At 63.3% G+C, this 23,876-nt stretch carries 18 protein-coding genes; 5 read left to right on the top strand and 13 right to left on the bottom strand.

The window, feature by feature from the left end:
• Positions 1-68: 68 nt before the first annotated feature.
• The 5 genes from IFT75_RS14605 (at position 69) to IFT75_RS14585 (ending at position 8,111) form a co-directional block, all read left to right on the top strand.
• A complete protein-coding gene (locus tag IFT75_RS14605) occupies positions 69-1,082 on the top strand; it encodes a zinc-dependent alcohol dehydrogenase family protein (protein WP_122715562.1) in 1,014 nt (337 codons plus the stop codon).
• 332 nt (positions 1,083-1,414) lie between these two features.
• The gene (locus IFT75_RS14600; protein WP_192055337.1) at positions 1,415-2,728 is read left to right on the top strand and encodes a hypothetical protein; all 1,314 of its coding nucleotides are present in this window, start codon (positions 1,415-1,417) and stop codon (positions 2,726-2,728) included.
• Complete coding sequence (locus IFT75_RS14595) at positions 2,725-4,128, top strand: aminotransferase-like domain-containing protein (protein WP_192055335.1); 1,404 nt, start codon at positions 2,725-2,727, stop codon at positions 4,126-4,128. Before IFT75_RS14600 ends, IFT75_RS14595 begins: the two co-directional genes overlap by 4 nt.
• 84 nt (positions 4,129-4,212) lie before the next feature.
• Entirely contained in the window at positions 4,213-5,865 is a 1,653-nt protein-coding gene (locus IFT75_RS14590) for a VRR-NUC domain-containing protein (protein ID WP_192055333.1), read from the top strand.
• Positions 5,862-8,111 carry an ATP-dependent DNA helicase gene (locus IFT75_RS14585; RefSeq protein WP_192055331.1) on the top strand — a complete coding sequence of 750 codons (2,250 nt, stop codon included), beginning with the start codon at positions 5,862-5,864 and terminating at the stop codon, positions 8,109-8,111. The genes IFT75_RS14590 and IFT75_RS14585 overlap by 4 nt, the downstream gene beginning before the upstream one ends.
• A gap of 95 nt (positions 8,112-8,206) precedes the next feature.
• On the opposite strand, the gene nuoN is transcribed toward IFT75_RS14585, so the two are convergent.
• The 13 genes from nuoN to IFT75_RS14520 form a co-directional block, all read right to left on the bottom strand.
• Positions 8,207-9,691 carry an NADH-quinone oxidoreductase subunit NuoN gene (gene nuoN / locus IFT75_RS14580; RefSeq protein WP_122477733.1) on the bottom strand — a complete coding sequence of 495 codons (1,485 nt, stop codon included), beginning with the start codon at positions 9,689-9,691 and terminating at the stop codon, positions 8,207-8,209.
• Between the two features lie 7 nt (positions 9,692-9,698).
• A complete protein-coding gene (gene nuoM / locus IFT75_RS14575) occupies positions 9,699-11,231 on the bottom strand; it encodes an NADH-quinone oxidoreductase subunit M (protein ID WP_185793200.1) in 1,533 nt (510 codons plus the stop codon).
• A gap of 39 nt (positions 11,232-11,270) precedes the next feature.
• Positions 11,271-13,124 carry an NADH-quinone oxidoreductase subunit L gene (gene nuoL / locus IFT75_RS14570; protein ID WP_122477737.1) on the bottom strand — a complete coding sequence of 618 codons (1,854 nt, stop codon included), beginning with the start codon at positions 13,122-13,124 and terminating at the stop codon, positions 11,271-11,273.
• The gene (gene nuoK / locus IFT75_RS14565) at positions 13,121-13,429 is read right to left on the bottom strand and encodes an NADH-quinone oxidoreductase subunit NuoK (RefSeq protein WP_043190115.1); all 309 of its coding nucleotides are present in this window, start codon (positions 13,427-13,429) and stop codon (positions 13,121-13,123) included. The genes nuoL and nuoK overlap by 4 nt, the downstream gene beginning before the upstream one ends.
• A 4-nt stretch (positions 13,430-13,433) precedes the next feature.
• Positions 13,434-13,931 (bottom strand): NADH-quinone oxidoreductase subunit J, encoded by a 498-nt coding sequence (nuoJ, locus tag IFT75_RS14560; protein ID WP_049860090.1) that lies wholly within the window; start codon positions 13,929-13,931, stop codon positions 13,434-13,436.
• A gap of 9 nt (positions 13,932-13,940) precedes the next feature.
• Positions 13,941-14,489 carry an NADH-quinone oxidoreductase subunit NuoI gene (gene nuoI / locus IFT75_RS14555; RefSeq protein ID WP_122477739.1) on the bottom strand — a complete coding sequence of 183 codons (549 nt, stop codon included), beginning with the start codon at positions 14,487-14,489 and terminating at the stop codon, positions 13,941-13,943.
• A gap of 11 nt (positions 14,490-14,500) precedes the next feature.
• Positions 14,501-15,508, bottom strand: coding sequence for an NADH-quinone oxidoreductase subunit NuoH (gene nuoH / locus IFT75_RS14550; protein ID WP_122477741.1), 1,008 nt, complete (start codon positions 15,506-15,508; stop codon positions 14,501-14,503).
• Entirely contained in the window at positions 15,505-18,222 is a 2,718-nt protein-coding gene (nuoG, locus tag IFT75_RS14545; RefSeq protein ID WP_192055329.1) for an NADH-quinone oxidoreductase subunit NuoG, read from the bottom strand. Before nuoG ends, nuoH begins: the two co-directional genes overlap by 4 nt.
• A 130-nt stretch (positions 18,223-18,352) precedes the next feature.
• Positions 18,353-19,711 (bottom strand): NADH-quinone oxidoreductase subunit NuoF, encoded by a 1,359-nt coding sequence (gene nuoF / locus IFT75_RS14540; RefSeq protein ID WP_192055326.1) that lies wholly within the window; start codon positions 19,709-19,711, stop codon positions 18,353-18,355.
• Positions 19,708-20,205, bottom strand: a complete 498-nt coding sequence (gene nuoE / locus IFT75_RS14535; protein WP_122477746.1) for an NADH-quinone oxidoreductase subunit NuoE — start codon at positions 20,203-20,205, stop codon at positions 19,708-19,710. The genes nuoF and nuoE overlap by 4 nt, the downstream gene beginning before the upstream one ends.
• Positions 20,206-20,207: 2 nt before the next feature.
• Positions 20,208-21,995 carry an NADH-quinone oxidoreductase subunit C/D gene (nuoC, locus tag IFT75_RS14530; protein WP_192055324.1) on the bottom strand — a complete coding sequence of 596 codons (1,788 nt, stop codon included), beginning with the start codon at positions 21,993-21,995 and terminating at the stop codon, positions 20,208-20,210.
• A gap of 79 nt (positions 21,996-22,074) precedes the next feature.
• A complete protein-coding gene (locus tag IFT75_RS14525; RefSeq protein WP_122477749.1) occupies positions 22,075-22,749 on the bottom strand; it encodes a NuoB/complex I 20 kDa subunit family protein in 675 nt (224 codons plus the stop codon).
• Between the two features lie 10 nt (positions 22,750-22,759).
• Positions 22,760-23,173 carry an NADH-quinone oxidoreductase subunit A gene (locus IFT75_RS14520; protein WP_043190089.1) on the bottom strand — a complete coding sequence of 138 codons (414 nt, stop codon included), beginning with the start codon at positions 23,171-23,173 and terminating at the stop codon, positions 22,760-22,762.
• Positions 23,174-23,876 lie beyond the last annotated feature (703 nt).

Genomic DNA, 23,876 nt, shown 5'->3' with positions numbered 1-23,876 from the left:
CTGATAGCTTAAGCGCGAATGCCCAGATAAAGTTCATGGCATTAGAGGTTTACAAGGCGAGGTTTGCGATGTCCCGCACGATCCGTTTTCATAAATTTGGTCCGGCGCAGGTCTTGACGTGCGAAGAGCATGCGGTGGCATCGCCCGCCCCGGGCGAAGTTCAGGTGCGTGTCGAGGCGATCGGTATCAGCTGGTACGACGTGCTCTGGCGGCAGAACCTGGCGCCCTCGCAAGCACGCCTGCCGGCGGGCCTCGGTCAGGAAATGGCCGGCGTGGTCACGGCGCTGGGTGAAGGGGTCGAGGGTTTCGCGGTGGGCGACAAGGTCGCCAGCTTTCCCGCAGAAAGCCCCAACGAGTACCCGGTCTATGGCGAAATGATTCTGCTGCCGGCCACGGCCCTTACGCGTTACCCCGACATTCTCTCGCCGCTAGAGGCAGCGGTGCACTACACGCCGTTACTGATCGCCTACTTCGCCTATGCCGAGCTGGCCCGTGCCAAGCCAGGGCAGACTGCATTGGTAACCGACGCCAGCCACTGCGCCGGACCTTCGTTCGTGCAGTTGGGCAAGGCCTTGGGCTTGAAGGTGGTCGCCGCCACGCGCAATCCGGCCGAGCGCGATTACCTGCTGTCGCTGGGCGCCGAGAAAGTCGTGGTGACCGAGGAGCAGGACCTGCTCATGCAGATCGACAAGTTCACCGGCAATCGCGGCGTGGACATGGTTCTGGATGGGTTGGGCGGGCCGCAGATGTCGGTACTCGGCGACGTCCTGGCACCGCGTGGCAGTTTGATCCTGTATGGCCTGCAGGGCGGCAACCAGACGCCGTTTCCCGCGTGTGCCGCGTTTCAGAAGAACATCCAGTTCCATGTACATTGCCTGGGCAACTTTCTCGGCAAGCCGGAACTGGGGATCGTCCAGGATGCCGAGGCCTTGCAGCGCGCGCTGCGTGATATCAACCAGATGACGGCTGACCGCGTGCTGGTGCCACAGATCGCCAAGGTGTATCCCTTCGACCAGTTCGTCGAGGCGCACAAGGCCATGGACGAATGCCCCTGCGGCGGTCGCATCGCGCTGCAGCTGTAACCGGCCGACACGGCAGACCAGGCGTTCCTGCGCGGGACGCCTGGTTTTCAAAGCGTCCGAATCGCTGATTCGCGCAGATTTGTAAGACCTTTCCACTCTTTTCTCAGACCTGTCCGATTGCGCCCGGCGTCGGCATGGGCGCCTCATGGTGCTCGTGCGGATTCGCCGTACGCCCGCCAATCTGCATTGTCCGTTGCCTGCTTTCTGTATCTTTTAATCGGAAAACGGCCCTTCATAATGCGCGCTCCATGCCCGTCTCCGGGGCTTTGCAAGCACGTTTCGAAGTGTGGCAGTCGTCCGGCGGGTTCTCGGCCAGTACTCGGAAAGCAGCCATGAGCGCAATGCACCAGCAAGCCATGAATCGCGTCTACCAGCAGGTGCTGTCGCGTTTGCTCGGTTCCTTTTCGCCAGCGCGGCGGGTGGCGGTACAGCCACTGATCCAGCGCTTGATGACCGCCGCCGGCGGCGCCCAGCGGCTGGGCGGCTATCGAGTCGTCTACAGGCTCTGCGGTAGCACGGCAGGCAACGGCGGCCTGGCGTTGCTGCGGGCAGCGCAGCTGACCTTGGCTGCCCGTCATCAACCGACGTTTTTCATCCGTGCGGCGGTGAGCAGCCAGGCCCTGCTCGACGATGTCCGCAACGGCAATGTGCAGCGGGCCTGCAATGCGCTGTTTCTGCACGACGATCCGCGCATCGAACTGTTGACGTTCGCCGACGATGCCCTGCGGCCGTACGAGTATCGCCTTGCAGGCGTCGACGCCCAGCGCTCGAGTTGTCGCAGCGAATTGTTGAATGCTGCCCACGAATTCGCCCCCTCTGGATCCGCCGAGCTGCAGCATCGGGGCTATCGAACGATCGCGCGGGTTTATCAGCGACTGGTGGGCTACTCGGCCCCGGCCGATGCCATCGTGCTCGACCAACCGGTGTTGCAGCGGCGACGTTTCGTTGCCTGGGCAATGCGTGAGCGACGCCGGGCGGGCGCATCGGCCGCGACTCGCGACCATTGGCAGGGCAGTGGCTGTCTGCAGGGGCTGGGTGCTGGTGTCGTGGGTACGCCACGCGGCCAGCGCGTCGATCCTCTCGACAGGGCGCGATTGCTGGGTATGCAGGATCTGCTGGGCGATCCGTCGGCGTCCGATGACGCCATGTGGCAGTTTCTGGGCTGCCAACCCGTGCGCCCGCTATTCGATCCACACGAAATCCGCCATCCGCAACTGGCCTGGCTGGCTTACCTGCACGGCCTGCGCAGCCAGTGCTTGCACGGGGGTAGCTTCGAGCAGGGGTTGGAGGCCTTCCGCAACACCGTGGGCCGAACGGCGGCGAACCAGGGCCGGCCTGCTACGCACCTGCCCAGAGCACTTGTGCAAGACGCCGCCGAGCAGATGCAGGCCCGCTTGACCACGTGGTACGGCATGACTCCAGCGGAGCTGAACTGTGCGGTGTACGCCCCGTTTAGCGATCGCGGGGCACGCCTGGAGGCATTCCTGACAGCGTGCCATCCTGGTATGCAGGTGGCTCTGCCCCACCTGCACCGCGCGCTGCGTGGTTCCAGGGTTGCAGCGCAGGTCTCGCAGTGGCTGGAATCGGTCAGCGGGCTGCCCTTGCCGACCCTGCAAGGGCTCTACCAGCGACCCAGGTTGCCATGAACGGCGCTGCCAGGGACAAGGCCGGCGCGTTCGCTTATCAAGGTGTGTACCGCTACCTATTGCGTCTGATCGACGGGATCGAGCCGGGGCTGCGTGTCAAGCTGCCATCCCTGCGAGCGCTGGGGCGAACCCTGGATGTTTCGGTTTCGACCGTGCAGGCCGCCTACGGGCTGCTCGAAGCCGAAGGGCGAATCGAGCCGATCGCCAAGTCCGGTTACTACGCACGGGGCTCCACAGCCTTCGGGCCGGCGCTGGTCAGCCCCGATCTGCTCCAGCAGGTACTCGCCGGCGCCTGCCAGTCCAGTGTGGACGTATTTAGTGGCGCCGCACCACCGCCGCGTATCGATGCCCTGAAGACCCTGCTCAGGTTCGAAGTCGAGCTGGCCAGGCGCTACCCGGCAGGGCTGGGGAGCATCGCCCAGCCGTGCGGTGAACTGGAGCTGCGCCATGCGCTGGCGGCGCGCTACACCCGCTGCCTGGACCACCACTGGTGCGCCGACGATGTCTACATCGGCGGTGACCTGCTCAGTGTGCTGCACATGACCTGGACCGCCATGCAGCTGCAAGGCGCGGTGGTGGTGGTATTGGTGCCGTGCGGCTGGCGCATTCTGCGCACCTTGCAGCAGGCCGGGGCGCGGGTGGTCGAGCTGGCGCTCGATGAGCGCGGCCGGGTGCCGATGCAGCGCCTGCGCGAAGTGCTTGCCAGGCGCCAGGTGCGCCTGATGGTGCTGGGCGCCTCTTTTCATGGCCCACACGGCACCTGCATCGGTGACGCCGACAAGCGCACGATTGCCAGCCTGCTGGAGCGGCACGGGGTGTGGGTGGCCGAGGACGACACCGAGGGCGACCTGTGCTTCGAAGCGGTGCTGCGTTTTCGCGAACTGGTAGCGCCGCAACGCTTGCTGATCTTCGGCTCGCTGCAACCCGTGTTGGGTGCCGAGGCGCCTTTCGCCTACCTGCTGTCGCGGCATTGGCCAACCCGCCTGCAGCAGTACTGCCTGCAACGCGTGACTGCGGCGCCACCCTTGCGCCACAAGGCGCTTGCTCGGTTCATCGGCAGCGGTGCCTACGACGATCACTTGAACCTGCAACGCGAAGCCCTGCAGCAACAGGTGACAGCCTTCACCACGCTCCTGCACACGCGGCTGGATGAACGATTGCAACTGACACGCAGCGCCGGTGGCGCCTGCGTGTGGGCGCGGGCGCGCTACCCGGTGGACATGCGCGGCGTCCACGAGGACCTGCGCAGGCAGCGTCTGCTGATCGCCCCGGGTGACATCTTCAGCCTGCAGGGCCATTGCCATCAACACCTGCGCCTCAATGGTTGCGGGCACTCGGCGATGCAGTGGGAGCGCTGCGCCGCAGCGCTGGCAGTGGCCCTGAAAGTGCACGAGGTGTAGTCCACCATCGGTCCATTTCCGATTGCCTTGGCTTTTTTCTGTATGTATAAACAGTGGCTTTCATGACACTGGTTTGGCGAAAACGTGGCATTTGCAGCGCTCGAAGACCCTTTCTATTACTTGGCCAATTTCCGTCGCGTACTGGCGTGGCTGGAGCAACGCTACCTGGACGTGCTGGATACCGAGGAGCTGAGCTTCATCCAGCGTTTCGACGCGCTGCCGCAGCCGTCCCAGGCGCTGTTGGTGCGCATGATCATGCGCAAGGGCGAGATGTTCCGCGCCAGTCGCCTCGAGTACGCCGAGATCGGTTGTCCAGACGAAGCAGCGCGACCTTTGCTGGCCAGCGGTTATCTCACCGATCAAGCCCCGCTGACGTTGCAGCAGGTAGGCGAGGTGCTGCTCAAGCCGGAAATCGTCAGCTGTTTCGCGACCCACCTCGCCAAGCCATCGTTGCCCAAGCCGCAACTGCTGCTGGCCCTTGCCGAACACGACTGGCCCGTGCAGCCGTTTCGGGGCTGGTGTCCAACGTTGGCCGACACGCTCTACTGCCTGACGGTGCAAGCGCTCTGTGACCGTCTGCGGTTGCTGTTCTTCGGCAATCTGCATCAAGGCTGGACCGAGTTCGTGCTGGCCGATCTGGGGGTGTATCGCTACGAGGCAGTACAGCTGGCGCCCGAGTCACGGGGGCTGACCCATCGCGACGACGTGGCGGCCGGGCTGGCGTTGCATGCGTGCAGCGAAGCAATCGAAGCCGGGCTGCCGTGCGAAGACATTCACCGTCAACTGCTGGCGGTGACCACGGACAAATCCTGGTTGCAGAGCCGTCGGCAGAAGCTGCTGTTCCGCCTGGGCTATGCCTGCGAGCGTCAGCAGGATCTGCAGCAGGCCCTGGTGGTGTACCGCAGCTGCGCGTTTGCCCAGGCCCGTGCGCGGATCATTCGCGTGCTAGAGTTGCGCGGTGAATACAGCCAGGCGCTGGAATTGGCCGAGCAGGCTAGCCTGGCCCCGCTCAATCCGGCCGAGGCGCAGCAACTGCCGCGCATGCTGCCGCGCCTGCGTCGGCACTTGGGTTTGCCTGCGCAACCCAAGCGCCAGGCCGCAAAAGTCGCGCGCCTGGACCTGACGCTGGTGCTCTGCGAACAGCGCCTGAGCGTCGAGCGGCGGGTGGCCGCGTCGCTGCACAGTGAAGATGCGCCGGTGCATTACGTCGAGAACACCTTGTTCAACGCCTTGTTCGGCCTGCTGTGCTGGAAGGCGATTTTCGCACCGTTGCCCGGCGCCTTTTTTCACCCGTTCCAGAACGGTCCGGCCGACTTGCATCAGCCCGACTTCCGCCAGCGTCGCAGTGCGCTGTTCGACGCGTGTCTGGGCGAGCTCGACGACGGCCGCTACAAGCACACCATCCGCCGGACCTGGCAGGAAAAACGCGGGCTGCAATCGCCTTTCGTGCACTGGGGCATGCTCGACGAAACCTTGCTCGAACTCGCATTGGGCTGTATTCCCGCGCAGCACCTCAAACACTGTTTCGACCGGGTGCTGGAAGACGTCAAGGCCAACCGCACCGGTATGCCCGACCTCATCCAGTTCTGGCCCGCCGAAGGTCGCTACCTGATGATCGAGGTCAAGGGGCCCGGCGACCGCTTGCAGGATAACCAACTGCGCTGGCTGGAGTTCTGTGCCCGCCATGCGCTGCCCGTGCAGGTCTGCTACGTGGAGTGGGCAGGACAGCCCGCGTGAGCTACACCGTGGCCGTACGGGCCTTGTGCGAGTTCACGGCCAAGGTGGGTGACCTCGACCTGCGCTTCACACCTTCGCCGTCGGCTCAGGAGGGCATGCTCGGCCATCGCCGGGTGACCCAGGGCCGCGAGGCCGGCTACCAGAGCGAAGTCACCCTCAGCGGTCAATACCATGAGTTGCAGGTGCGCGGCCGCGCCGACGGCTATGACCCGGCGCTGAACCGCCTGGAAGAGATCAAGACCCACCGCGGCGACCTCGATCTGCAGCCCGACAATCATCGCCAATTGCACTGGGCCCAGGCTAAGGTCTATGCCTGGCTGATGTGTCAGCAGTTGCAGCTGACGCGCATGGACGTTGCCTTGGTGTATTTCGATGTCGATTACGACAAGCAGACCGTGTTCAGCCAGCAGTGCCAGGCCCAGGATCTGGAAGCACATTTCGAACGGCTGTGTTCGCGCTTCCTGCAATGGGCGCGTCAGGAACTGGCCCGTAGCGCCGAGCGCGATGCGGCGCTGCGTGCACTGACTTTCCCCCATGCGGCCTTTCGCGTCGGTCAGCGCGAACTGGCGGAAACCGTGTACAAGGCGGTCAGCACCGGGCGCTGCCTGATGGCCCAGGCCACCACCGGTATCGGCAAGACCTTGGCGACGCTGTTTCCGTTGCTCAAGGCGATGGTCCCGCAGCAACTGGACAAGATTTTCTTTCTCAGCGCCAAAAGCCCCGGTCGTGCCTTGGCGCTGGAGGCCGTGGCGCAATTGCATCGCCAGCCGGGGCTGCCGCTTCGCACGTTGGAAATGGTCGCGCGGGACAAGGCCTGTGAGCATCCGGACAAGGCCTGTCACGGTGAATCCTGCCCATTGGCCAAGGGCTTCTACGACCGGCTGCTGGCGGCTCGCGAAGACGCCGTGCGCTTGCAGATCCTGGATCAGGCACAGGTGCGCCAGACCGCCCTGGCGCACCGCATTTGTCCCTATTACCTGAGCCAGGAACTGGCCCGTTGGGCGGACGTGGTCATCGGCGACTACAACTATTATTTCGACCTCAATGCCCTGCTGTTCGGTCTGGCGCAGGAGCGCCAATGGCGTGTGGCAGTGTTGGTCGACGAGTCGCACAACCTGGTCGACCGCGCGCGCGGCATGTACAGCGCCACCCTCGACCAGCGCACGCTGCAGGCCGTGCGCGCGGCGCCGCCAAGCAAGCTCAAGAGTCCGCTGCAACGTGTGAATCGGGAGTGGAACGCGCTGCACGCCGAGCAATCGGGGCCATACCAAGCCCACGCGCGTCTGCCGGACAAGTTGATCCTGGCGCTGCTGCGCTGCATCAGTCTGATTGGCGACGAGATGAATGCGCAGCCCCAGGGCATCGATCCGCAACTGCTGGACTTCTATTTCCAGGCGTTGCAGTTCACCCGCGTGGCGGATCTGTTCGACGAGCACTATGTATTCGACGTGACTCGCCGCGACGGTTCGGGCAAGCGTGTGCAGTCGCAGCTGTGCCTGCGCAATATCGTCCCAGCGCCCTTGCTGGGGCCGCGCATCGCCGCAGCGCGCAGTGCCATTCTGTTTTCCGCCACGCTCAGCCCGCGACGCTACTATGCCGACCTGCTCGGGCTACCCAAGGACCATGCGTGGATCGACGTGCAGTCGCCGTTCAGTGCCGAGCAGTTGGAAGTGCGCATCGTTGATGACATCTCCACGCGCTTCAATCATCGACAGGCGTCGCTGGGTCCCATTGTGGAACTGATTGCCAAGCAGTACCTGGCGCAGCCGGGTAACTACCTGGCGTTCTTCAGCAGTTTCGATTACCTGCAGCAGGTCGAAGCACTGTTGGCCGAGCGCTACCCGAACATCGAGCAGTGGGCTCAGGCACGCAAGATGGATGAAGGCGCACGGCGTGACTTTCTTGCCCGCTTCACCTCGACCAGTCAGGGCGTCGGTTTTGCTGTGCTTGGCGGTGCGTTTGGCGAGGGCATCGATTTGCCTGGCAAGCGTTTGATCGGCGCCTTTATCGCTACCCTTGGATTGGCCCAGTTCAACCCGGTCAACGAGCAGATCAAGGGACGCATGAATACCCTGTTCGGTTCGGGGTACGACTACACCTACCTGTATCCCGGTTTGTGCAAGGTGGTGCAGGCGGCAGGACGGGTGATACGTGGTCAGGATGATCGCGGGGTGGTGGTGCTGATTGATGACCGCTTTGCCGAGGCGCGGGTCAAGAGCCTGTTTCCGCGGTGGTGGGCAGTTTAGTTTTCGGCTATGTAGGAGCGGGCTCTGCCCGCGAACAGGCCGCCACGGAAACATAAAAAAACCCGCCGAAGCGGGTTTTTTCATGCAGCCTATCTTCAGCCTTTCACAACCACCGAACCCAACTGGAACCCGGCATGCTGCACCAGCTCCAGCAGCGGTTGCGGGTACACGCCCAGGAGGAAGGCGAGGGCGGCGATGGCCAGCAGCATCACGCCACCAGTGCGCTGTTCCCACTTGAGCGGTGCATCGGTGCGACGCAGGTTCTTTTCCATCAGGAACAAGGTCACCATCACCCGCAGGTAGTAGAAGACGCCGATGGCGCTACCGATCACCAGCGCACCGGTCAGCCACCACAGTTGCGATTCCACGCCCGTGGCGATGATGTAGAACTTGCCGATGAAACCGGCGGTCAGCGGAATGCCCGCCAGCGACAGCATCATCACGGTCAGCACCGCCGTCAGGTACGGACGGCGCCAGAACAGGCCGCGGTACTCGTACAATGCATCGGCGTCGCGGCCGTTGTACGGCGACGACATCAGGGTGATCACGCCGAACGCACCCAGGCTGGTGATCACGTAGGTCACCAGATAGACGCCGATGGCTTCCAGGGCCAGGCCCTTGCTCGCTACCAACGCGATCAGCAGGTAACCGAAGTGGGCGATGGACGAATAACCCAGCAGGCGCTTGAGGTTGCTCTGGGTCACCGCCAGCAGGTTGCCGATCAGGATCGACGCCACCGCAATCACCGCCAGCACATCGCTGAGCACACCGCTGCTGGCTGCCGGCGACAGCTGGAACAAGCGCACCACCACGGCAAACACCGCGACCTTGCTGGCAGTGGCCAGGAACGCAGCGACAGGCGCCGGGGCGCCTTCGTACACGTCGGGTGTCCACAAGTGGAAGGGCACCAGCGACAGCTTGAACGCCAGGCCCACCAGCATCATCGCCAGGCCCAGTTGCGCCAGCGCACTCGGCACGCCGGTGGCGGCCAGGGCCAGGCCGATCCCCGAGAAGCTCAGGCTGCCGGCATCGGCGTACAGCAGCGCCATGCCGAACAGCAGGAACGCCGAGCCTGCGGCCGACAGCACCATGTACTTGATGCCGCCTTCCAGCGAGCGCTTGTTGAAGAAGGCGTAGGCGATCAGCCCGTACGTGGGTACCGAGAGCAGTTCCAGGCCGATGAACAGGCCGGCGAGGTGCTGCGCGCAGACCAGTACCAGGCCACCCAGCGCGGCCATCAGGATCAGCAGGTAAAGCTCTTCACGGTTGCCGGGATAGCCGGTGGCGCCATCACCCAGGTAGGCGTGTGCCAGGGTCACGCAGGCCAGCGTGGCCACCAGGATCAGCGCCATGTACAGCGCGGCGAAGTTGTCCACCTGCAGCAACGGCGTCACGGTCATGGGCGTCAGCTTGAGCACCGGCAGGATCGACAGCAGCGCCAGGTTCAAGCCCGCACACGAGAGCAGGAAGGTTTGCGAATGGTTGCGCCGCCAGGCGATCGCCAGCATCACCGCAACGACGGTGACGGTAGTGATCAGCAGCGGCGCAAGCGCAATAAAGTGTTGAATCGTCAGGTCCATAGCGCTCTTACCGGGCCGAAGCGAGTTGAGTGAAGGCGGTGCCGAACCACTGCTGCACACCGGTCATGGTGGCGGCGGAGGTGTCGAGGAAAGGCTGCGGGTAGACGCCAAGCAGAATCAGCAGGCCCGCAAGGCCCAGCACCATGATCAGTTCGCGGTTGTCCATGCCGGCCAGTACCGCGTCCGACTTGGAGGGGCCGAAGTAGGCTCGGTGAATCATGATCAGCGAGTACACCGAACCGAACACCAGCCCGGAGGTGGCGATGGCGGTGATCCACGGGGCGACGGTGAAGCTGCCCAGCAGGATCAGGAACTCACCGACGAAGTTGCCCGTGCCCGGCAGGCCCAGCGAGGCAGCGGCAAAGAACAGGCTGATGGCCGGCAGGTAGGCAATGCGCGACCATAGCCCGCCCATTTCACGCATGTCGCGGGTGTGCAGGCGCTCGTACAACTGGCCGCTGAGGATGAACAGCGCCGCTGCCGACAAGCCGTGGGCGAGCATCTGGATCACCGCGCCCTGCAGGGCCTGCTGGGTGCCGGAGTAGATACCGATCAGCACGAAGCCCATGTGCGAGACGCTGGAGAAGGCGATCAGGCGCTTGATGTCGCTCTGCGCGAACGCCAGGAAGGCGCCGTAGAAGATGCCCACCAGACCGAGGGTCATGGCGATCGGTGCGAACTCTGCCGAGGCATTGGGGAACAGCGGCAGGGCGAAACGCAGGATACCGTAGGCGGCGGTTTTCAGCAGGATACCGGCCAGGTCCACGGAACCTGCGGTAGGCGCCTGGGCGTGAGCATCGGGCAGCCAGGAGTGGAACGGCACCACCGGCAGCTTCACCGCGAAGGCGATGAAGAAGCCGAGCATTAGCAGGTATTCGACATGTTCCGGCAACTGCGCCTTGAGCAGGTCGCTGTAGTTGAACGTCATCACACCGGTGTTGCTGTAGTTGAACAGCACCAGGCCCAGGATCGCCACCAGCATGATCAGGCCGCTGGCCTGAGTGAAGATGAAGAACTTGGTGGCGGCGTAGATCCGGGTCTTCTTGCCATCCGAGGAACTGTGACCCCAGAGCGCGATGAGGAAATACATCGGCACCAGCATCATTTCCCAGAAGAAGAAGAACAGGAACAGGTCCAGCGCCAGGAACACACCGACCACACCGCCCAGAATCCACATCAGGTTGAGGTGGAAGAAGCCGACGTGGCGCTGGATCTCTTTCCACGAGCACAGTACCGAGAGGATACCCAGCAGGCCGGTGAGCAGGATCATCAGCAGCGACAGGCCGTCCAGCGCCAGGTGCACGCTGATGCCGAAGCGCTGGATCCAGTTGAGCTTGAACTCGTAGGCCCAGACAGGTTCCGCGCCGGGTGCAGGCGCCAGGGTGTAGTCGCCATTGGCCCACAGCCAGAGGCCGAGCGCGAGTTCCAGGGACATGGTCAGCAATGCGATCCAGCGGGGCAGGGTAGCGCTGCTGCGCTCCGCTACCCAGCACAGAAGGCCGCCGATGAAGGGGATCAGGATCAGCCAGGGCAAAATCATGACGGGCTCGTTTCCTTTCGCAAAGTCACAGGATTCATATCAGACCGCCGCCAGCACGACGGCGCCGAGCACCAGCACGGCGCCAGCGGCCATCGAAGCGGCATACCAGCGCAACTGACCGGTCTCGGTACGGCTCATGGCGTTGTTGCCGCCCTTGGCCGTACGCGGGATCAAGCCAATCACCTGGTCAACCGGGTCCTTGCGCAACAGGTGGCTGATCAGCAGGTAGGGTTTGACGAACAGCTTGTCGTAGATCCAGTCGAAGCCCCAGGCGGCGAACCACCAGGCCGACAGCATCCGGCCGATGCCACTGTTGGCCACGGCCGTGGCAACGCGGCGCTTGCCGAGGAACAGCATGGCTGCCAGCAGGATACCCGCCAAGGCAATGGCGCCCGAGGCGATCTCCAGGCTGTGCTTGGCCTCGCCGCCGGCATGACCGACGCTCTGCGGCAGCACGCCCGCCAATGGCGGATGGATCCAGGCACCGATGAAGGTCGACAGCACGATCAGCACGCCCAACGGCAGCCAGTGGGCAACGCCGTGGCCGGCGTGCGCTTCGGTCTTGGCTTCGCCATGGAAGGTGATGAAGATCAGGCGGAAGGTGTACAGCGAGGTCATGAACGCACCGACCAGGCCGGCGTACAGCAAGCCGTTGTTGCCGCTGGCGAAGGCTTCCCAGAGGATCTCGTCCTTGGAATAGAAGCCGGCCGTCAGCAATGGCAGGGCCGCGAGGGCAGAGCCGCCGACGATGAAGCTGGCGTAGGCTAACGGCAGCTTCTTCCACAGACCACCCATCTTGAAGATGTTCTGCTCGTGATGGCAGGCGACGATCACCGCACCCGAGGCAAGGAACAGCAGCGCCTTGAAGAAGGCATGGGTCATCAGGTGGAAGATCGCGCCGTCCCAGGCACCGACGCCCAGGGCCAGGAACATGTAGCCGATCTGGCTCATGGTCGAGTAGGCCAGGATACGCTTGATGTCGGTCTGCACCAGCGCAGCGAAGCCGGCCAGGACCAGCGTGACCCCACCGACCACACCGACCAGATGCAGGATGTCCGGGGCCAGGGCGAACAGCCCATGGGTCCGGGCGATCAGGTAGACACCGGCGGTCACCATGGTGGCGGCGTGGATCAGTGCCGACACCGGGGTAGGGCCGGCCATGGCGTCTGCCAGCCAGGTCTGCAGGGGCAGCTGCGCGGACTTGCCCACGGCGCCGCCAAGCAGCATCAGCGTGGCCAGCACGATCCAGAAGTCACCGACCTTGAAATGTTCCGGCGCCCGCACCAGCAGTTCCTGGATGTTCAGGGTACCCAGTTGCTGGAACAGGATGAACAGGCCGATGGCCATGAACACGTCGCCGATGCGGGTGACGATGAACGCCTTGAGCGCTGCGTTGCCGTTGTTGCGGTTGCCATAGTAGAAACCGATCAACAGGTACGAGCACAGGCCCACGCCTTCCCAACCGAAGTAGATGAACAGCAGGTTGTCGCCCAGGATCAGGAACAGCATGCTGGCAATGAACAGGTTGGTGTAGGCGAAGAAGCGCGAGTAGCCTTCTTCACCGCGCATGTACCAGGAGGCGAACAGGTGGATCAGGAAACCCACGCCTACCACCACGCCGAGCATGGTGATCGACAAGCCGTCCAGGTACAGGGTGAAGTTGGGTTCGAACCCGTCCACCGCCATCCAGCGCCACAGCAGTTGGGTGTACACGCCACCCTCGGGCGGCGCGACGTTGAACTGCCAGATGACGTAGGCGGCAACCACCGCCGACAGGCCGATGGAGCCGACGCCGATCAGCGCCGAGAGGTTTTCCGAGAAGCGCCCGCGCGAGAACGACAGCAGCAGGAAGCCGATCAGCGGGAATACGAAGGTCAGAAAGATCAGGTTCATCCGCGCATCTCACTGGCAGCGTCGATGTCGAGCGTGTGGAAGCGGCGATACAGCTGCATCAGGATCGCCAGGCCAATGGAGGCCTCGGCCGCGGCCAGGGTGATCACCAGGATGAACATGATCTGTCCATCGGGCTGACCCCAGCGTGCGCCCGCCACGATGAACGCCAGGGCAGAGGCGTTCATCATGATTTCCAGACTCATCAACACGAAAAGAATGTTACGGCGGACCATCAGGCCGACCAGACCAAGGGTGAACAGGATGCCGGCGACAGCCAGGCCATGCTCGAGAGGGATAGCGGGCATCTGTTTACTCCTTTTCCGTACGGCCGAGGTGGAACGCCGTCACGGCTGCAGCCAGCAGCAGCATCGACGCCAGTTCAACCACCAGCAGGTAGGGACCGAACAGACTGATGCCGACCGCCTTGGCATCGACCGTGGTCTGGCCGATACCGGCAGCGCTGGGGTTGGCGAACAGCACATACAGCAATTCGAGCAGCAACAAGGCGCCGAGGAATACCGGGCCAGCCCAGATACCCGGCTTGAGCCACACACGTTCCTGCTGCACCGAGGCCGGGCCCAGGTTGAGCATCATCACCACGAAGACGAACAGCACCATGATGGCGCCGGCGTAGGCGATCACTTCGAGTACACCGGCGAACGGCGCACCCAGGGCGAAGAAGGTCATCGCCACGGCGATCAACGAGATGATCAGATAGAGCAGGGCGTGTACGGGGTTGGTATTGGTGATCACCCTGAGGGTGGACACCACCGCGATACCCGACGCGAAATAGAAAGCGAATTCCATCTTTCTTCCTTAAGGGAGCAAGCTCTTCACGTTGATCGGCTGGGCTTCGTTCTGCGCGGCGCCCTTGGGCTTGCCGGCTACGGCCATGCCGGCTACGCGGTAGAAGTTGTAGTCAGGGTTCTTGCCGGGGCCGGAGATCAGCAGATCTTCCTTTTCGTAGACCAGATCCTGACGCTTGAACTCGGCCATCTCGAAGTCCGGCGTGAGCTGGATCGCGGTCGTCGGGCAGGCTTCCTCGCACAGGCCACAGAAGATGCAGCGCGAGAAGTTGATCCGGAAGAAGTCCGGGTACCAGCGACCGTCCTCGGTTTCTGCCTTCTGCAACGAGATGCAACCTACCGGGCAGGCCACGGCGCACAGGTTGCAGGCCACGCAGCGTTCCTCGCCGTCGGGGTCGCGGGTCAATACGATGCGGCCGCGATAGCGCGGCGGCAGGTACACCGCCTCCTCGGGGTATTGCAGGGTGTCGCGCTTACGGAAACCGTGGCCGAACACCATGATCAGGCTGCGCAGCTGCGTGCCCGTTCCTTTTACGATGTCACCGATATATTTGAACATGGGTCAATTCCTCACTGAACCGTGCCGGCGGGCGTGTTCAACAACACGATCGCGGCGGTCACCAGCATGTTGATCAGGGTCAGTGGCAGGCAGAACTTCCAGCTGAAATCCATTACCTGGTCGTAGCGAGGGCGCGGGATGGATGCGCGCAGCAGTACGAACAGCATGATGAAGAACGCGGTTTTCAGTGCGAACCAGACGAACGACAGTTGCGGCAGAATTCCGAACGGACCATGCCAGCCGCCGAAGAACAGCGTCACCAGCAAGGCCGAGATCAGGATGATGCCGATGTATTCACCGACGAAGAACATGCCCCATTTCATGCCGGCGTATTCGATGTGGTAGCCGTCGGCCAGTTCCTGTTCCGCTTCCGGCTGGTCGAACGGATGACGGTGAGTCACCGCCACGCCGGCGACGAAGAAGGTACAGAAGCCGAAGAACTGCGGAATGATGAACCACAGGTTCTGCGCCTGGTACTCGACGATGTCGCGCATGTTGAAGGAACCGGCCTGGATCACGATGCCCATCAGCGACAGGCCCATGAACACTTCGTACGACACGGTTTGCGCGGAAGCCCGCAAGCTGCCCAGCAGGGCGTACTTGTTGTTGCTGGCCCAGCCGGCGAACAGCACGGCATACACCGACAGTCCGGCCATGGCGAAGAAGAACAGCAGCCCGATGTTCAGGTCCGCCACGCCCCAGGTGGGGGTGATCGGAATGATCGCGAAGGCGATCAGCAAGGCACTCATGGCCACCACCGGCGCCAGGGTGAAGATCACCTTGTCGACGAAGGGCGGGTTCCAGTCTTCCTTGAAGAACATCTTCAGCATGTCGGCGGCAATCTGGAACATGCCGAACGGACCGACCCGGTTCGGGCCGTAGCGATCCTGCCACCAGCCCAGCAGGCGACGCTCGACGAAGCTGAGCAGCGCGCCGCAGACGACCACCGCCAGCATGATGACCAGGGCCTTGACCACACCGATGATGATGTCGATCACTTCAGGGGTGAACCAGGTCATTGTGCTGCCTCCTGCAGGCCTTCGACGGATGCGCCGGCAAACGCCGGCGGGATGCCCGCCAGGCCAGCGGGCAGACCCACCAGGCCTGCGCCCAGTTCTTCACTGATGCGCAGCGGCAGGCGCAAGGCCCGGCCGGCGACGGTGAGGCTCAGCAGCGCGCCGTCGTTGACGCCCAGACGATCGGCCTCGGATTTGGCCAACGCGACGTAGGGAGCCGGAATCCGCTCCTGCACCGGTGCGGAGCGGGAAGAGTTTTCTTCGCTGCCGAACAGGTGATAGAACGGCACTGCCTGCCAGGTGCCGCGCGCGGGCGAGAAGGCCGCCGGCACTCTGGCGAACCAGCCCAGGCCGTCGCCCTGGCTTTCGATCAGGCGTGTGCCGGGGTCACCGGCACGCAGATGGCCGCCCACTTCGTCCTGGAACTTGTTCCAGGCCTGTGGCGAGTTCCAGCCTGGCGACCAGGCGAATGGCACCTGCTGACGCGGCTCGGCCGAGCCCGAGTAGCCTTCCATGGAGAACGAGAAGGCGGTATCGGTATCCTGCGATGTCCGTGGCTCGTGCACGCTGATGTTGGCGCGCATGGCCGTGCGGCCGCTGTAGCGCAACGGCTCACGGGCCAGCTTCAGGCCCTTGATGCGGAACGAGGCCGAGGGCGCGGCATCGACGATGCGCGCCAGTTGCGGGGCGCTGTTGGCCACTGCAGCGGTCACGTGGTCGAGCTGGGTCCAGTCCACCGGCTGGTTCAGCAGCGTGCTGCGCAGCGCGTGCAGCCAGCGCCAGCCTTCGTGGATCAGAATGCTGGCATCCAGGTAGACCGGATCGAACACCTGGAAGAACCGCTGGGCGCGGCCTTCCTGGCTGACCAGGGTGCCATCGCCTTCGGCGAAGCTGGCCGCCGGCAAGACCAGATGGGCGCGCTCGACGGTGCGGGTGTGCTGGTGATCGGCAACGATGACCACCTTGGCAGCGTTCAGCGCGGCGTCCACCTTGGCGGCATCGACACGGGTGTACAAATCGTTTTCCAGGATCACCAGTGCGTCGGCGTGACCGTCGATTACGGCTTGCAGCGCGTCGTCCACCGACTCGCCACCGAGCATCGCCAGGCCCATGCTGTTGGCTTCCGGCACGATCAGGCTCAGCGAGCCGGCCTTGTCGCGACCTTTCAAGGCCTTGGCAATGTTGCCTGCCGCTTCGATCAGGGCGTTGCAGCCCAGCGAAGTGCCGCTGATGACCAGCGGACGCTTGGCGGCCACCAGGGCATCGGCGATGCGCTGGGCCAGCTCGAGGGCTTCGGTGTCCAGGCCGCTGACGGCGGGTGCGCTCGGATCGATCGCATGGGCCACGGCGAAGCCGATGCGCGCCAGGTCTTCGGGCGCGGCGTGCACGCATTCTTCGGCGACGTCGTCGAGCTTGGTGTCGGTCAGGCTGGCGATGAACAACGGATGCAGCTCATGCTGACCGATGTTCTTCACGGCAGCGTCGAGCCACGGTTGAACGCGCATGGCCTCAGCCATAGCCTCTGCCTTGCCCTTCACCGATTGACGCAGTGCCAGCGCCATGCGCGCGGCGGTCTGGGTCAAGTCTTCGCCCAACACGAACACCGCGTCGTGGTCTTCGACCTCGCGCAGGCTCGGGATCGGCAACGGGCTGTTCTGCAGCACCTGCAAGGCCAGGCGGATGCGCGACAGCTCGCCGGCTTCGATGCCGCTGTAGAAGTGCTTGGCACCGACCAGTTCCAGCAGGGCGTAGTTGCTTTCCAGGCTGGCCCGCGGCGAGCCGATGCCGACGATGTTGCGGCCGCGCAACAGCTCGGCAGCCTTGTCCAGCGCCTCGTCGAGGCTCAGCTTGCGGTTGCCTTCGGCCAGCAGCGGTTGCCGTGGGCGATCGGTGCGGTTGACGTAGCCGTAGCCGAAGCGGCCACGGTCGCACAGGAAATAGTGGTTCACCGAACCGTTGTAGCGGTTCTCGATGCGGCGCAGCTCACCGTAGCGCTCGCCCGGGCTGATGTTGCAACCGCTCGAGCAGCCATGGCAGATGCTCGGGGCAAACTGCATGTCCCACTTGCGGTTATAGCGCTCGGAGTGCGTCTTGTCGGTGAACACACCGGTCGGGCAGACCTCGGTGAGGTTGCCGGAAAACTCGCTTTCCAGGGTGCCGTCCTCGACCCGTCCGAAGTAGACGTTGTCGTGGGCGCCGAACACGCCCAGGTCGGTGCCGCCGGCGTAGTCCTTGTAGAAACGCACGCAGCGATAGCAGGCGATGCAGCGGTTCATCTCATGCGCGATGAACGGGCCCAGTTCCTGATTCTGGTGGGTGCGCTTGCTGAAACGATAGCGACGCTCATTGTGACCGGTCATCACGGTCATGTCTTGCAGATGGCAGTGACCGCCTTCCTCGCAGACCGGGCAGTCGTGCGGGTGGTTGGTCATCAGCCATTCGACGACGCTGGCACGGAATGCCTTGGATTCGTCGTCTTCGATGGAGATCCAGGTGTTGTCGGTGGCAGGGGTCATGCACGACATGACGATACGACCACGGGTGTCGTTCTCGTCGGTGTACTGCTTGACTGCGCACTGGCGGCAGGCGCCGACGCTGCCCAGCGCCGGGTGCCAGCAGAAATACGGGATGTCGAGGCCCAGCGACAGACAGGCCTGCAACAGGTTGTCTGCGCCATCGACCTCGAGCGCTTTGCCGTCTACGTGGATAGTGGCCATGGTTCAAGTTCTTCGTTGGCCCGTTGTCAGCGGGCGTGGCTAATGGAAATCTTGTCGTTCGCCCGGCGCAGCCGGAAAGGGCGCGTCAACGGGCGATACCGGCGGCACGGGCCGCCGGGCGTGCTGTTGGTCAGGCGCCGGCCATGGTGGGTGTGGCCACCTGGGTCAGGCTGCCCGGCGTGACGGGCTTGATGCCCGCCTCGAACTCGGCACGGAAATATTTGATCGCGCTGCCCAAGGGCTCCACGGCGCCGGGCGCGTGCGCACAGAACGTCTTGCCGGGGCCGAGAAAACCGACCAGGCCCAGCAGGGTTTCGATATCCCCCGGCTGGCCGTTGCCGGTCTCGATGGCGCGCAGCAGCTTGACGCTCCACGGCAGGCCGTCGCGGCAAGGGGTACAGAAGCCACAGGACTCGCGCGAAAAGAACTCTTCCATGTTGCGCAGCAGGGACACCATGTTGACGCTGTCGTCCACGGCCATGGCCAGGCCCGTACCCATGCGGGTGCCGACCTTGCCGATACCGCCGGCGTACATCTGCGCGTCGAGGTGCTCGGGCAGCAGGAAACCGGTACCGGCGCCGCCTGGCTGCCAGCACTTGAGCGTGAAACCGTCGCGCATGCCGCCGGCATAGTCTTCGAACAACTCGCGGGCGGTGATGCCGAACGGCAGTTCCCAAAGACCGGGGTTCTTGACCTTGCCGGAGAAGCCCATCAGCTTGGTGCCGTGGTCTTCACTGCCCGGCATGGCCAGCGCCTTGTACCAGTCGATGCCGTTGCCGACGATGGCTGGCACGTTGCACAGGGTTTCTACGTTGTTCACGCAAGTCGGCTTGCCCCACACGCCCACGGCGGCAGGGAAGGGCGGCTTGGAACGCGGGTTGGCGCGGCGGCCTTCCAGCGAGTTGATCAGCGCGGTTTCTTCACCGCAGATGTAGCGGCCGGCACCGGTGTGCACGAACAGCTCGAAGTCGAAGCCCGAGCCCAGGATGTTCTTGCCCAGCAGGCCGGCGGCTTTCGCTTCCTGTACGGCACGATTCAGGTGCTTGGCGGCGGTGGTGTATTCGCCGCGCAGGAAGATGTAGCCACGGTAGGCCTTCAGCGCGCGCGCGGAAATCAGCATGCCTTCGATCAGCAGATGAGGCTGCTGCTCCATCAGCATGCGGTCCTTCCAGGTGTTGGGCTCCATTTCATCCGCGTTGCACAGCAGGTAGCGGATGTCCATGGATTCGTCTTTGGGCATCAGGCCCCATTTGACACCGGTGGGGAAGCCCGCACCGCCGCGGCCCTTGAGGCCGGAATCCTTTACCGTCTGCACGATGTCGTCCTGCGACATGTCGGCAAATGCCTTGCGCGCGGCGCTGTAGCCGTCCTTGGCCTGGTACTCGTCGAGCCAGATCGGCTCGCCGTCGTTACGCAGGCGCCAGGTCAGCGGATGGGTTTCTGCGGCGCGGGCAATGGTGTTGGCCGGGCCGAAAGAGGTGAGCTTCATACGTAGCCCTCCAGCAGTTGGGCCACGCCAGCGGGCTGGACATCGCCAAAGGTATCGTCGTCGATCATCAGCGCCGGGGCCTTGTCGCAGTTGCCCAGGCAGCACACCGGCAGCAGGGTGAAGCGGCCGTCGGCGGTGGTCTGGCCCAAGCCGATGCCCAGCTTGCTCTGGATTTCGCTGACCACCGATTCATGCCCGCCGATGTAGCAGACCATCGAATCGCACACGCGGATGATGTGGCGGCCCACCGGCTGGCGGAATATCTGGCTATAAAAGGTGGCCACGCCTTCGACGTCGCTGGCCGGAATGCCGAGCAGTTCGCCGATTGCGTACAGCGCGCCATCAGGCACCCAGCCGCGTTCCTTCTGGACGATCTTGAGGGCTTCGATGGACGCCGCGCGCGGGTCCTCGTAGTGGTGCAACTCGTGCTCGATGGCCGAGCGCTCGGTTTCGCTCAGGGCGAAACGGTCTGTCTGGATGAGCGTGCTGTTCATGCTTAACGGTCCACGTCGGCCATAACGAAATCGATGCTACCCAGGTACGCGATCAAGTCCGCGACCATGCTGCCCTTGATCACCGAAGGGATCTGTTGCAGGTGCGGGTAACTTGGGGTGCGTATGCGGGTACGGTAGCTCATGGTGCCGCCGTCGCTCGTCAGGTAATAGCTGTTGATGCCCTTGGTCGCTTCGATCATCTGGAAGGATTCGTTGGCCGGCATCACCGGGCCCCACGAAACCTGCAGGAAGTGCGTGATCAAGGTTTCGATGTGCTGCAGCGTGCGCTCCTTGGGCGGCGGCGTGGTCAGCGGGTGATCCGCCTTGTACGGGCCTTCGGGCATGTTGCGCATGCATTGGTCGATAATGCGGATGCTCTGGCGCATCTCTTCGACGCGGACCATGCAGCGGTCATAGGCATCGCCGTTGTGCGCGAGCGGCACTTCGAACTCGAAGTTCTCGTAGCCCGAATACGGACGCGCCTTGCGCAGGTCGAAATCGCAACCGGTTGAACGCAGGCCGGCACCGGTGACGCCCCACTCCAGGGCTTCCTTGGTGTTGTAGGCGGCGACACCGATGGTACGGCCCTTGAGGATGCTGTTCTGCAATGCAGCCTTGGTGTATTCGTCGAGACGCTTGGGCAGCCATTCGACGAAGTCCTTGACCAGCTTCTCCCAGCCGCGCGGCAGGTCGTGAGCCACACCACCGATGCGGTACCAGGCCGGGTGCAGGCGGAAACCGGTGATGGCTTCGATCACCGTGTAGGCCTTCTGGCGGTCGGTGAAGGTGAAGAACACCGGGGTCATGGCGCCGACGTCCTGGATGTAGGTACCCAGGAACAGCAGGTGGCTGGTGATGCGGAAGAACTCGGCCATCATGATGCGGATGGTGTCGACCTTCTGAGGCACCTTGATGCCGGCCAGCTTCTCGACGGCCAGCACGTAGGGCAGGTTGTTCATCACCCCGCCCAGGTAGTCGATGCGGTCGGTGTAGGGGATGAAGCTGTGCCACGACTGGCGCTCGGCCATTTTCTCGGCACCACGGTGGTGGTAGCCGATGTCGGGCACGCAGTCGACGATCTCTTCGCCGTCCAGCTGCAGGATGATGCGGAATGCACCGTGCGCGGAAGGGTGGTTGGGGCCCAGGTTGAGGAACATGTAGTCCTCGTTGGTCCCGGAGCGTTTCATGCCCCAGTCCTCGGGCTTGAAGCGCGCGGCTTCCTCTTCCAGCTGCTGCTTGGCCAGGGTCAGGCTGTAGGGGTCGAACTCGGTCGCGCGCGCCGGGTAGTCCTTGCGCAGCGGGTGACCTTCCCAGGTCGGCGGCATCATGATGCGCGACAGGTGAGGGTGACCGGCGAAGTCGATGCCGAACATGTCCCAGACTTCACGCTCGTACCAGTTGGCGTTGGGCCAGATACCGGTGATGGTCGGCAGGTTCAGGTCGCCTTCGCTCAAGGCCACCTTGAGCATGACGTCGCTGTTACGCTCGACCGACAGCAGGTGGTAGAACACCGTGAAGTCGCCCGCGCCAGGGATGGCGCGGCGATGGGTGCGCAGGCGCTCGTCCACGCCGTGCAGGTCGTAGAGCATGCTGTACGGCTTGGACACGTTGCGCAGGAACGTGAGGATCTCGACCAGCTTGGCACGGGCCACCCACAGCACCGGCATGCCGGTACGGGTTTCCTGGGCGAGGAACGCCTCGGGGCCAAAGCGCTGGTTCAGTTCGACGACCACATCTTGGTCGTCAGCCTTGTAGGGCGGGATATACAGAGCGGTGTCCGCTGTTGTCATGGTCTCGGTCGCTATCGGTCAACTACGGTGTGAAGCCAGGGGTTCTCGGCCTGCATCGGCAGGCGTGACAAACGCTGGATCAGACTTCGTCGGGGCTGCGCAGGTGGGTTACCGCAATACGCTGTTCGCGGCGCTGTTCCTTCTGCGACGGCATCTCGGCGCGGTATACGCCTTGATCACCGACGACCCAGGACAACGGGCGACGCTCCTGGCCAATCGACTCCTGCAACAGCATCAGGCCTTGCAGGAATGCTTCAGGGCGCGGCGGGCAGCCAGGCACGTAGACGTCCACGGGGAGGAACTTGTCGACCCCCTGGACCACCGAGTAGATGTCGTACATGCCACCGGAGTTGGCGCACGAACCCATGGAGATGACCCACTTGGGCTCGAGCATCTGCTCGTAGAGGCGCTGGATGATCGGCGCCATCTTGATGAAGCAGGTGCCGGCGATGACCATGAAGTCGGCCTGACGCGGCGAGGCCCGAATGACTTCGGCGCCGAAGCGGGCGATGTCATGGGGTGCCGTGAAGGCCGTGGTCATTTCCACGTAGCAGCACGAAAGACCGAAGTTGTACGGCCACAGGGAGTTCTTGCGACCCCAGTTGACCGCGCCGCTGAGGACGTCTTCGAGTTTGCCCATGAAGATGTTCTTGTGAACCTGATCTTCTAGGGGGTCGGAAACAGTTTCCCTGGTGCCGATGGGATACTGCTCGTTGGGAGCATCGGGGTCGATCCGGGTGAGATTGTATTGCATTGCCAAAGCCTCATTGTTTCAGCTTCGCCTGCCGCTTGCGACGAGCTTCCGGTGCCCAGTCAAGGGCGCCCACTCGGAACAGGTAGACAAGACCTGCCAACAGAATTGCTATGAAAACGAGAGCTTCGACGAATCCGGTCCAGCCGCTTTCGCGGACGGACACAGACCAGGCAAAGAGAAAAAGGGCTTCGATATCGAAGATCACGAACAGCATCGCGACCAGATAGAATTTGGCGGAAAGGCGCAGGCGGGCGCTGCCGACCGGCAGCATGCCGGATTCGAAAGGTTCGTTCTTGCTGCGTCCGAAGGCTTTGCTGCCCAGCAGGCTGGAGAGCCCGAGCATGAACGCACACAGACCGGCAACACCGAGAAGGAAGATGGCAAAGCCCCAGTTGTGGGCGATGAGTCCTGTCGAATCGGGCATGCTGGTTTCCTTGGCAGGGGCCGGGGCCTCTGGGTTGAATGAAGTGTCGCAGTGACGATATGTCGCAGCAGAATCAATCGCGATGATTTTATGGGTAAAAGCCGGGCAAGTAAATTTCGGATCGCAAATTAATTCGTATCATTACGCACATAGGCTTATTCAATGTAGCTCACTGGGAGGATTTAGGTGGGTGAAACACGAAAATATCAAGCAGGCCAAGCTTTTACCGTGAGTACGCGAATATCTTAATGATAACTAATATCATTTAGCGCGTTGGATTGACCGTGCAAGTTGGCTCAATTAACTGTGCGCAGTGTTTTACCCGCTTATTCGGTTGCCGGCATTGCGCTGGATCAATCGGACGCATAAAAAAGCCGCCGGCAACTGCATGCGGCGGCTTAGGATTCAACACCCATCCCTGTGGGAGCGACGGTGACCCTGTGTGAGCGGGTTCTACCCGCGAAGGCCATGCTGCGGTCTGGCGGGTACACCGCGCCGAGTTCTTCGCGGGCAGAGCCCGCTCCCACAAGGAGCGACGGTGACCCTGTGAGAGCGGGTTCTATCCGCGAAGGCCATACTGCGGTCTGGCGGGTACACCGCGCCGAGTTCTTCGCGGGCAGAGCCCACTCCCACAGTTACCTCGCCGCACAGGCATTTTGACCCCCAGACGCTGCTCCCTCGCGAGAGCAGCTTGCCTGGGGGA

It is taken from the genome of Pseudomonas sp. CFBP 8758, from assembly GCF_014841725.1.
Lineage (GTDB): Bacteria > Pseudomonadota > Gammaproteobacteria > Pseudomonadales > Pseudomonadaceae > Aquipseudomonas > Aquipseudomonas baltica.
This window is presented reverse-complemented; position numbering and strand designations above follow the sequence as displayed.

Bases quoted from the DNA above. Each gene is read 5' to 3' on its own strand.
- IFT75_RS14605 (WP_122715562.1), top strand. From the start codon at position 69: ATGTCCCGCACGATCCGTTTTCATAAATTTGGTCCGGCGCAGGTCTTG.
- IFT75_RS14600 (WP_192055337.1), top strand. From the start codon at position 1,415: ATGAGCGCAATGCACCAGCAAGCCATGAATCGCGTCTACCAGCAGGTG.
- IFT75_RS14595 (WP_192055335.1), top strand. From the start codon at position 2,725: ATGAACGGCGCTGCCAGGGACAAGGCCGGCGCGTTCGCTTATCAAGGT.
- nuoN (WP_122477733.1), bottom strand. From the start codon at position 9,691: ATGGACCTGACGATTCAACACTTTATTGCGCTTGCGCCGCTGCTGATC.
- nuoM (WP_185793200.1), bottom strand. From the start codon at position 11,231: ATGATTTTGCCCTGGCTGATCCTGATCCCCTTCATCGGCGGCCTTCTG.
- nuoL (WP_122477737.1), bottom strand. From the start codon at position 13,124: ATGAACCTGATCTTTCTGACCTTCGTATTCCCGCTGATCGGCTTCCTG.
- nuoK (WP_043190115.1), bottom strand. From the start codon at position 13,429: ATGCCCGCTATCCCTCTCGAGCATGGCCTGGCTGTCGCCGGCATCCTG.
- nuoJ (WP_049860090.1), bottom strand. From the start codon at position 13,931: ATGGAATTCGCTTTCTATTTCGCGTCGGGTATCGCGGTGGTGTCCACC.
- nuoI (WP_122477739.1), bottom strand. From the start codon at position 14,489: ATGTTCAAATATATCGGTGACATCGTAAAAGGAACGGGCACGCAGCTG.
- nuoH (WP_122477741.1), bottom strand. From the start codon at position 15,508: ATGACCTGGTTCACCCCTGAAGTGATCGACATCATCATCGGTGTGGTC.
- nuoG (WP_192055329.1), bottom strand. From the start codon at position 18,222: ATGGCCACTATCCACGTAGACGGCAAAGCGCTCGAGGTCGATGGCGCA.
- nuoF (WP_192055326.1), bottom strand. From the start codon at position 19,711: ATGAAGCTCACCTCTTTCGGCCCGGCCAACACCATTGCCCGCGCCGCA.
- nuoE (WP_122477746.1), bottom strand. From the start codon at position 20,205: ATGAACAGCACGCTCATCCAGACAGACCGTTTCGCCCTGAGCGAAACC.
- nuoC (WP_192055324.1), bottom strand. From the start codon at position 21,995: ATGACAACAGCGGACACCGCTCTGTATATCCCGCCCTACAAGGCTGAC.
- IFT75_RS14525 (WP_122477749.1), bottom strand. From the start codon at position 22,749: ATGCAATACAATCTCACCCGGATCGACCCCGATGCTCCCAACGAGCAG.
- IFT75_RS14520 (WP_043190089.1), bottom strand. From the start codon at position 23,173: ATGCCCGATTCGACAGGACTCATCGCCCACAACTGGGGCTTTGCCATC.